General features: G+C 61.2%; 11 protein-coding genes. All 11 read left to right on the forward strand.

Going from position 1 to position 9,625, the window contains the following annotated elements; genetic code table 11:
* The first annotated feature begins 13 nt into the window (after nucleotides 1-13).
* The 11 genes from tagF to L6D75_RS02640 all read left to right on the forward strand — a co-directional run bounded on the left by tagF (nucleotide 14) and on the right by L6D75_RS02640 (nucleotide 9,609).
* Entirely contained in the window at nucleotides 14-937 is a 924-nt protein-coding gene (gene tagF / locus L6D75_RS02590; RefSeq protein ID WP_176517287.1) for a type VI secretion system-associated protein TagF, read from the forward strand.
* Complete coding sequence (gene tssM, locus L6D75_RS02595; RefSeq protein WP_176517288.1) at nucleotides 934-3,426, forward strand: type VI secretion system membrane subunit TssM; 2,493 nt, start codon at nucleotides 934-936, stop codon at nucleotides 3,424-3,426. The genes tagF and tssM overlap by 4 nt, the downstream gene beginning before the upstream one ends.
* 107 nt (nucleotides 3,427-3,533) lie before the next feature.
* Nucleotides 3,534-4,052, forward strand: coding sequence for an Hcp family type VI secretion system effector (locus tag L6D75_RS02600; RefSeq protein ID WP_176517289.1), 519 nt, complete (start codon nucleotides 3,534-3,536; stop codon nucleotides 4,050-4,052).
* 99 nt (nucleotides 4,053-4,151) lie between these two features.
* Complete coding sequence (tssA, locus tag L6D75_RS02605) at nucleotides 4,152-5,237, forward strand: type VI secretion system protein TssA (RefSeq protein WP_176517290.1); 1,086 nt, start codon at nucleotides 4,152-4,154, stop codon at nucleotides 5,235-5,237.
* 35 nt (nucleotides 5,238-5,272) lie between these two features.
* Nucleotides 5,273-5,527: a PAAR domain-containing protein gene (locus L6D75_RS02610; protein ID WP_176517291.1), complete on the forward strand. Its 255-nt coding sequence runs from the start codon at nucleotides 5,273-5,275 to the stop codon at nucleotides 5,525-5,527.
* A gap of 11 nt (nucleotides 5,528-5,538) precedes the next feature.
* Nucleotides 5,539-6,663: a hypothetical protein gene (locus L6D75_RS02615; RefSeq protein WP_176517292.1), complete on the forward strand. Its 1,125-nt coding sequence runs from the start codon at nucleotides 5,539-5,541 to the stop codon at nucleotides 6,661-6,663.
* A complete protein-coding gene (locus L6D75_RS02620) occupies nucleotides 6,660-7,520 on the forward strand; it encodes a hypothetical protein (RefSeq protein WP_176517293.1) in 861 nt (286 codons plus the stop codon). Before L6D75_RS02615 ends, L6D75_RS02620 begins: the two co-directional genes overlap by 4 nt.
* A gap of 36 nt (nucleotides 7,521-7,556) precedes the next feature.
* Nucleotides 7,557-7,709 (forward strand): hypothetical protein, encoded by a 153-nt coding sequence (locus tag L6D75_RS02625; protein WP_176517272.1) that lies wholly within the window; start codon nucleotides 7,557-7,559, stop codon nucleotides 7,707-7,709.
* Nucleotides 7,706-8,566: a hypothetical protein gene (locus L6D75_RS02630; RefSeq protein WP_176517294.1), complete on the forward strand. Its 861-nt coding sequence runs from the start codon at nucleotides 7,706-7,708 to the stop codon at nucleotides 8,564-8,566. Before L6D75_RS02625 ends, L6D75_RS02630 begins: the two co-directional genes overlap by 4 nt.
* 36 nt (nucleotides 8,567-8,602) lie before the next feature.
* Nucleotides 8,603-8,755: a hypothetical protein gene (locus L6D75_RS02635; protein ID WP_176517272.1), complete on the forward strand. Its 153-nt coding sequence runs from the start codon at nucleotides 8,603-8,605 to the stop codon at nucleotides 8,753-8,755.
* A complete protein-coding gene (locus L6D75_RS02640) occupies nucleotides 8,752-9,609 on the forward strand; it encodes a hypothetical protein (protein WP_236193388.1) in 858 nt (285 codons plus the stop codon). The genes L6D75_RS02635 and L6D75_RS02640 overlap by 4 nt, the downstream gene beginning before the upstream one ends.
* Nucleotides 9,610-9,625: the final 16 nt, after the last annotated feature.

Below are 9,625 nucleotides of genomic sequence, written 5' to 3' on the forward strand. Positions count from 1 at the left end.
GGGCCGGCGCACGATGATCGGGTGTTTCGGCAAAGTCCCGGCCAGTGCCGACTTCGTCAGCCTCAACGGCGCCCTGCCGGAGGCCTGCGAGTTCGACCTGTGGCTGCAGAACGGCCTTGGCCGGATGCAGGCCGAAGCCGACTGGCGCGAGCGTTTCGACGCCCTGCCGGTGTGCTTCTTCTGCTACCGCAGCCGTGGCGGGCAGTGGCTGCTCGGCGGCTTCATCAGCTCGCGCGATACCAGCGGACGGCGCTACCCGTTCATGGTGTTCCAGAGCATCCGCGTGGAGCACGACGGCCAGTTCGTCAGCCCACACATCCTCAGCGAGCTGTTTGCCGGGCAGATCAAGCCGCTGCTGATGCAGGCCGCGCAAGGCAGCGACATGGCCGAGCTGTTCGCCCGGATCAAGGCCATGCGCGGCTGGACCGCGCAAGACCTGGACCTGTACCGCCGGGTGCACGAGAAGTTTCTGCGCGATTTCAACCTGCACGACGTCGCCCGGCCGTTGCGCCACAGCTACCCGGAGTTCGACACCCAGGCCGGCATGGCCAGCCTGTACCGCCTGCGCGCCGCCCTCAAGCACGGGCAGCCTGCCGCGATCAACCTGCCCCTGCCTGCGCAGAGCGGGCTCAAGCGGCCGATGGCCGACCTCTGGTGCACGCTGCTGTCACGCCTGCGCGGCAGCGCCGGCATGCCGGATGTCAGCGTGCTGGTGGACAACTTCATGCGCCCGGGCCTGCTGTGCTTCGCCTCGCGCGGCTGCGACGAGGTGTACCGCGTGCTGACTGGCGTGGCCGGCGCCCATGAGCGCTACAACCTGCTGGACCCTTTGCCCCAGCCAGCGGCAGGTGGCGCCTTGGCGCTGCCAGCCGACGACCTGGCGCTGAACGATTTCATTGAGCGCTTTGCCAGCGCGCGGGACGAACAGTATCGATGAACAGGCTCAAGTACTACTTCTTCAAATACCAGCCGTATGTGCTCGGCGTGGTGTTCTTCCTGGCCATCTTCCTGGTCTGGGCGGCTGGCGTGGCGCTGGGCTTTGCCTCGCTCTACAGCCTGCTGGCCGGTATCGGGCTGTTCATGCTGTTGTCGGCCGCCTACGTGCTGCTGATGTACCGAGGCGTGTCCAACCACCACGACCTGCAGGCCCTGCTGCGCGATGACGCCGACCAAGCGGTGCTCAATGCCAGCCCCCAGGACCGCGAAGAAGTGAGCCTGCTGCGCGAGCGCCTGCTGCAGAGCCTGGAGCGCCTGCAGGGTTCGGCCAAGCCGGGGGCGAACAAGGACGCCCTGTATGCCCTGCCCTGGTACCTGGTGATCGGCCAGCCGGCCTCGGGCAAGAGCACCATGCTCTACCAGTCCGGCCTCACCTTCCCTTACGCCGACCGCGAAGGCGCACGGGTTGCAGGCCTTGGCGGCACACGCAACTGCGATTGGTTCTTCAGCTCCGAAGCCGTGCTGCTCGACACCGCCGGGCGCTACATCGACAACCAGGAAGAAGCCGGCAAGTGGCGCGCCTTCCTCGGCCTGCTGCGCCAGCACCGCCAGCGCCGCCCGCTCAACGGCCTGATCGTGGCTGTCAGCATCGAAGACATCCTCAATGCCGGCGCCGAAGGCCGCGAGCGCCTGGCCAAGCGCCTGCGCGAGCGTATCCAGGAGGCGCACGAGTTGCTGGCGCTGCGCTTGCCGATCTACCTGGTGTTCACCAAGTGCGACCTGCTGCCAGGCTTCACCCATTTCCTGCGTCAGCTCGACCCCGCCGCCCGTGACGAGGTCATGGGCAAGACCTTCGCCCACGAAGGCTTCGCACAGGCCGATTGGGGCAGCCGCTTTGCCAGCGCGCTGGACGCGTTGGTCGAGCACTGGCAGGCACTGGCCGACCAGCAAGTGCTTGAGCAGGACATCCAGCTGACCCGCCAGGACCCGGCCGCCTACCGCCTGCCGCTGGAGCTGGCGGCGCTCAAGCCGCTGCTCAAGGGTTTTGTCACCGACCTGCTGCGCGCCAACCCTTACCAGAGCGCCGAACTGCTGCGTGGTTTCTACTTCACCAGCGCCCTGGACGCCGATGAGCCGGCCCAGGGAGCCTATGCCCGCCAGGTGCGCGAGCGCTTCGCCCTGGCCGCGCCTGCCCACACCGCGGGTGGCCACAACCAGGCCGCGCCGCTGTTCATCGCCAGCCTGTTCCGCAAAGTGATCATCCCTGACCAGCACCTGGTGGCGCTGTACACCAGCAACCACCGCGAGGCCCGGCGCAAGGCCGCCTGGGTCGCCGCCGCTGGCGTTGCGGGGTTGACGTTGTGCCTGGCCTGGGGCTGGTCGTACAGCAACAACAAGGCCGCCATCCAGGCCGTGGCCGGCAATCTGCAGGCCGCCCAGCAACAGGACGCCGCAGCCAGCCAGCAGTACACCGATTGGCACACCCTCGACCAGCTGCGCCAGGCGGCGGCCGAACTGTATGCCCGCCACCACGTCGACGGCGTGCCGCTGGCCATGCGCATGGGTCTGTACAGCGGCCACGACATCGAGCCCTTCATCCGCGAGCGCTATTTCGCCCAGCTGGAAAAAGTGATGCTCAAGCCCACCGCCGACAACCTGACGCGCTCGCTGTACCTGCTCAGCAGCATCAAGATCTACCAGCGCAATGCCGCGCGCCTGGAAGCGGTGAGCGGCATCGACAGTGTCGAGCCACGCGCCCTGCCGGTGGACAACCGTGCCCAATCGGTCGCCACGTTCGGCCAGACCACCCTGGACACCTACCTGATGCTGTCCAAGGCCCAGCGCGAGCAAGCCGAGCCAGCCGTGCTCAAGGCGCGCATCCCCGACTACTGGTACCCGGCGATCTACAAGCAGGTGCCACGCACTGCCGGGCAATCCGCGCAAGCTGCCGGCGAAGCCGACGACTACCAGTTCGCCGGGCGCCAGATCGCCTTCTACAGCGACCAGGTCCGCGAACCGGACGTGCCGCGCATCCTCAACAACGCGTTCTTGATTTCCAGCTCGCGCAACTACATCAACAGCCTGCTGTCGCGCTCGCTGCGTGCCATCGAGACCATCACCCTGGAGTCCGACACGCTGTTCGCCTTCGGCCGCGCCGACTTCCAGAGCCTTGAGGCCGCCGGCCAGCGCCAGTTGAGCAGCATCGCCAACAAACTGCTGAACACCCCCAACGTCGGCAAGATCGTCATCACCGGCCACGCCGACCAGATCGGCGATGCGCAGAGCAACCTGCAGGTTTCGCGGCAACGCGCGCAGACCATCAAGACCTACCTGGTGGGCAAGGGCCTGCCGGCAGAACTGGTCGACGCCGTGGGCGAAGGCAGCAACAAACCACTGGTGCGCTGCAACCTGCAAGCGCCGCGCGCCGAACTGATTCAGTGCCTGGAACCGAACAGGCGCGTAGAGATCGAGGTCCGGGCACTTGATTGACGCCCGGTCTCAATACGATCCCGGTGAACCGTTCGCCGGGGTCAACCTCAGGGCAGGTCCACGCTATGGATCATGGAAGCCCTTTACACCTATGGAGAAACGTAAAAATGGCATTTGACGCTTACCTCAAGATTGACGGCATCCCAGGCGAAGCACTGGACGACAAGCACAAGGACTGGATCGAAGTACTGGGCTACCAGTACGGCGCCACCCAGGCCACTTCGGCCACTGCCAGCTCCTCCGGCGGTGCGTCGTCCGAGCGTGTCAATCTGAGCGACTTCACCATCCGCAAGTACGTCGACAAGGCCTCTGCCAAGGCCTTCGAGGCGTGCTGCAAAGGCCAGCACATCAAGGAAGTGGTGCTGAACGTGAACCGTGCCGGTGGTGACAAGGTGACCTACCTGACCATCACCCTCGAAGAAGTGGTGATCTCCTCGGTGAACTTCCTTGGCAACCTGCCGATCGACGGCGAAGCCAAAGCCGAAAGCGACCTGCCGATGGAAGAGATCAAGTTCAACTTCTCGCGCATCAAGACCACCTACACCCAGCAGAAGCGTTCCGATGGCGCAGGTGGCGGCAAGGTCACCGGCGGCTGGGACCGTTCGCTGAACAAGGTCTATGCCTGAGCCTGACCTGAGCTGCCGCCGGTAACGGGCAGCTCGCTCGAGGGTCCCGTGCCGCCTCGGCACGGTGACCTTCCTTTTACCTTTGCTGCAGAGCCGTCCATGACCGACATTCTCGACGACCTTTCATTGTCTGCCTTGCGCGCCCCGATCGATGGCGGTGCCGGCGAGGACCTGAGTTTTTCCAGCCTGTTCGATCAGATCAAGGAAGCTCGCCGCGCCGATGCCGACTACCTGACCCAGGGCGACTGGCAAACCGACCTCAAGCAGGCCGACTGGGAGCAGGTGATCCAACTCGCTGCGGCCGGCCTCACCGAGCAAAGCAAGGACCTGATGCTGGTGGCGTGGCTGAGCGAAGGCCTGGCCCACCGCAAGCACTTTGTTGGGGTCCGTTTTTCCCTGGCAGTGGCCCAGGCCCTGCTGGAAGATTTCTGGGACACGCTGTACCCCGCCCTCGACGAGGGTGTGGAGGAACGCGCGGCCCGCCTGGCGTGGCTGACTACCACGCTGACCCAAGTGGTGCGCACCCTGCCGATTACCCAGGGGCAACACTACAGCCTGCACAAGTACGAAGAGTCGCGGCAGGTCGAGAACCTCGCCCGGCAAAACCCCTCGGCAATGCACCAGGCACTGGAAGAAGGCAAGATCAACGCCGAACTGTTCCAGCGCTCGGTGGTGCTCACCGACACCGAACACCTGCACCTGCGCCACGCCCAGATCAGCCAGTGCCTGCACGCCTGCCAGCAGCTGCAAGCGGCCGCCGACGCCGCGTTCGAGCAGGATGTACCAAGCTTCCTGGCACTCAATGACGTGCTGCTGGACGCCCGCCAACTGGTCGAGCGCCTGCTCAAGGAGCGCGGTGTGGAACGGCTCACGGCGCCCGCCCCGAGCGAGCCCGAGCACAGGCCAGAAGCCGACGCCGTTGCCACCCGCGCCCCCACGCAGCGCAGCAGCGATGCGCCCCTGCGCACCACCCCGCTGAACCGCGAGGAAGCCTTTGCCCTGCTCCAGGGCGTGGCGCAATTCTTCAAGCAGACCGAACCGCACAGCCCGGTGCCGTACCTGGTGGAGCGGGCGATCAAGTGGGGCAACATGCCGCTGGAGTCCTGGCTCAACGATGTGATCAAGGACAGCGGCGTGGTCGATGGCATCCGCGATGTGCTCGGCACCTTGCAACCTCGTGACTGATTTGTGGTCCTAGCCGCCAGAAAAGGAGTTTCGACATGCGTCCGATCATTCTCTTGAACGACCCCACCGACCGCGGCGGCATGGTCGTGCAGGGCTCATCCTCCACCGTGGTCAACGGCCGCGCCGTGGCCCGGATGGGCGACAAGGTGATGTGCCTGCACGGTGCCTGCGTGATCGCCAGCGGCGACAGCACCACCCTGGTCGACGGCATGCCGGTGGCCCGCCATGGCGACAAGACCGCCTGCGGCTCCAGCCTGATCGCGACCAACAGCGACACCGGAATACTCTAAGGACAGCCCGCATGTTGAAACCCTTTGCCCAGGGCCACCGTTCACTATGGGATGTGATCGGCGAGCGACGCGAACAGCAACAGCGCCTGGCCCCACCGCCGCGCCCCGTGGCGCACTACGACACCACGCGCATGGGGCTGGCCGATGCCTGGCTGTGGCTGCCCAACCTGAGCCCGGCCGAGGCCAGGGCCGGCAAGGCGCTGGGCAAGCTGACCGCCGATTTCGAACACGACCCACGGCTGGTCAGCCCGGCCGGGCACCGGCGCAATGTGCGGCGCATCCGTGCAGGTACTGAGCGCCCCGAAGTCCATGCCCTGCCAAGGGCGCGGCAACTGCTACAAGGCATGTTCGGCCAGTGGCACGACTTTGCCGCCGAGCTGGACTGGGACCAGACCCAGGTCGTGCTGTTCGCGCCGACCGACATAGAGGCCGACCCGTGGCTGGATGCTGCGCTGGAAATGTGGCCATTCGACTACCTGCCCAGGCACGGTTTCATCGCCCCCGAGCAAGCCTTCGCCACCTGGCTGCCCTGGGCGCTGCAGAACGACCTGCAGGCGCCGAACCTGCTGTGCATCGGCCTCGACTCGTGGGCGACCCTGGCCAGGGCCGGCGGCCTTGCAGGCGAGCGCATGGCAGGCGAAGCGATTGCCGTGCTGAACCTGCAACGGGTCGACCTGGCCAACCCCGAAGGCAATGCGCGCTGGCAGCTTTATCCGCCAGTGACCGAGGCCCATGGCCCGCGCGCCTTGCAGCCGCGCAAGAGCACGGGCAGTCTCGAGCAGGTGGCCGAGCAGTTGTACGAACGCAGCCGTATGGCAATCGCCGAAGTGAAGGCCCTGGTCACGGACGGCCACCACGACGACAACCGGCTTGAGCACCTGTATCAGTTCGTCAACACCTGCCTGCCCGACTGCGACCCGCAGCAGCACGTTATCGGGCATGCCCTGCTGGCGGGCGAATACGGGCATGGGATCAGCGCGATGAGCGCGCTGGCGCTCGCCTTGCAGGCGGCCAACAGCCTGCAGGGCGCGGTGCTGGTGTTCGACCGGCATGGCTCGACGCAGACCCAGGGGTGGTTGCTTGGCCCTTCGCAGGTAGCAGTTGCTGGCCTGCAAACGAGTGAGCACACCGGATGATGAAGTTCGCCAGATATGCATTTTTGCTGGGGCTTGTCGGCTGTGGGGAGGCGAACATGAATCGCGAAAAGCCCACTATACGATTTGAAATTGATACACCTATTGACAAGGCCCTTTCATCGTCATCAGTCGACTTTAAAAAGAACTGCATGCAAGGCCTGTGCCTCTACAAATTCTCCCTATCATTCGCCAACACCTTGCGGGCGGATGTGTCGATTAACTCCAACAATGGAAATTTAAAATTTGACGACGTTGTTAGCACCACGCTGGGCACTTTTGAAAACAACACTATCAACAATGCCAGAGTGACACTCGGTGGCGTACCACAGGATTCCAAGCACGATCAAGCCATGCGCTACTTTTATCAGCAAATAGGCAAGCTACAAACTGCGGGTTGGAAAAGGTATATCTTTCAAAACGAAGCGAGAGTCTCCAGCGAAGAGGCCAGAAAATTCGAGAGTACTCGATCAATATTTGGCAAGCCTGTCGGCACCGGCCCATGGAAAGATCCCGCTTTAAAGCTGAGTGCAGAAGAGTGGCTTGCACTCCCAACGATAAACAGTTGGTACTTCTACAGAAACGGAGTGTATCTATTGCTTCGCGTTCAGCGCGAGAATGATACTCAAGCGCCCCAGAAGCAGGGATCGTATTTGTTTACACTCAGCTTTGAATCTGAAAGCGAATTTTATAAAGGCTTCGTTGAAGGCGAAAAAAACCGTGAAAACTGGAAGGCGCATGTGCCCGCCGAACTCAAACGCATGGCCCAGGAACGCGCCCAAACCGAAGCACGCCTGAAGCAGATGGGCATCGCCATCGACGAGGACTACCAGGACCCGCCCATCAAGGCCCTGGAATAACCCACTCTTCAGCCCCCACTCAGGAGATCCCTTGTCATGGACCTGACCTTCGGCACCCCGCTCTCGCAAAGCGGCCGCCTGCTGCAGCTGACCACCCCGCTGGGTGCCGACGCGCTCCAGGCCCTGCGCGCCCACGGCGTCGAGCGCCTCGGCCGCACCCCGAACCATACGCTCATGGCATCACAATGAATAAGCAGCCGGCTTCACTATTTTTATTATTATTGACCGCCTGCGGAGCATCGAACGTGACTGCAAACAAACCTAATGTAACGTTCTCTTTAAATGACAGCATCAAGAACGTACTGGCAAGCTCCACTATGCAGCTAACCAAGGACTGCATGCTAGGAATTTGCCTCTATAAATATTCGCTTTCATTTAGCGAAGATAATCGTGCAGCTGTATCAATTAACCCTAAAACCACGACTTCCTTAAAATTTGAAGATGCGGTGAGCGTGACGCTCGGCACATATGAAAGCGATATCGTAAATGATGCAGAAATCACGCTTGGTGGCGTCAGCCCTAACTCACCACACGCCCAGGCCATGGGCTACTTCTATCAGCGAGTAGACAACTTGCTGGCACAGGGTTGGCATCGGTTCATCATGCCGAACGAGGCAAGGATACCGGGTTTAGAAGCCAAAAAATTTGAAAGCACCAGCAGGGTGCTGAGCAAGCCCGTCGGCACAGGTCCATGGCTTGACCCTTCACTGAAATTAAACTTGGAAGAGTGGCTATCGCTGCCAATGTTCAACGACTGGTACTTTTATAAAGATGGTATCTATCTGATTCTAAGCATGCAGCGAGAGAACAGCGCTGATTCGCCGCGAGAAAAGGGATCTTACCTATTTACATTAAATGCACGGTCCGAATCGGAGTTCTACAAAGAATTTGTTGCGAGTGACGATCGTGACGATTGGCTGAAACTTATTCCTGAAGAACTCAAACGCATGGCCCAGGAACGCGCCCAAACCGAAGCACGCTTGAAGCAGATGGGCATCGCCATCGACGAGGACTACCAGGACCCGCCCATCAAGGCCCTGGAATAACCCACTCTTCAGCCCTCACTCAGGAGATCCCTTGTCATGGACCTGACCTTCGGCACCCCGCTCTCGCAAAGCGGCCGCCTGCTGCAGCTGACCACCCCGCTGGGTGCCGACGCACTCCAGGCCCTGCGCGCCCACGGCGTCGAGCGCCTCGGCCGCACCCCGAACCATACGCTCATGGCATCACAATGAATAAGCAGCCGGCTTCACTATTTTTATTATTATTGACCGCCTGCGGAGCATCGAACGTGACTGCAAATAAACCTAATGTAACGTTTTCTTTAAATGACAGCATCAAGAACGTACTGACAAGCTCCACTATGCAGCTAACCAAGGACTGCAGCTCACACGTATGCTTCTATGAATTTAGTACTTCCTCCAAAAGCGAAAACAAAGGCACAGCCCTTGTAGATCCCAACCAGAACCCTTTATCTCTGAACAATATAGTTGGCGCAGCACTTATCACGTATAAGACAGACCTCGTAGAAAACGCCAGCATCAGGGTTGCACCCGCCCCTTCGAACTCTGAACACTCTGAGTTCATGCAATATTTCAACGACACACTAGTCAAGCTGAGACTTTCAGGATGGCAGCGCTATATCCTTCCCAACGAAGCAAGAGTACCAGGAAGCGAAGCAAGCAAGTTCAAACTCTTTGACGAAGTACTAGGTGTACCTGTTGGTACTGGCCCTTGGAAAGATCCTACGCTAAAACTAAGTCAGGCAGAGTGGTTAGCAATGCCGACAATCAACAACTGGTACTTTCATAAGAACGGCAACTACCTCCTTTTCCGTGTCCAGCGAGAGAACACCTCGCAAGCCCCACAAGAGCGCGGCTCCTATCTTTTTTCATTTAATTTTCAATCAGAAGCGGAGTTTTATAAAAATTTCGTCCCAAATGAGAATCAAGATGTTTGGGTAAAGCTCCTCCCCGCTGAACTCAAACGCATGGCCCAGGAACGCGCCCAAACCGAAGCACGCTTGAAGCAGATGGGCATCGCCATCGATGAAAACTACCAGGACCCGCCCATCAAGGCCCTGGAATAACCCACTCTTCAGCCCC

The sequence above is a fragment of the Pseudomonas faucium genome, from assembly GCF_021602585.1.
Taxonomy (GTDB): domain Bacteria; phylum Pseudomonadota; class Gammaproteobacteria; order Pseudomonadales; family Pseudomonadaceae; genus Aquipseudomonas; species Aquipseudomonas faucium.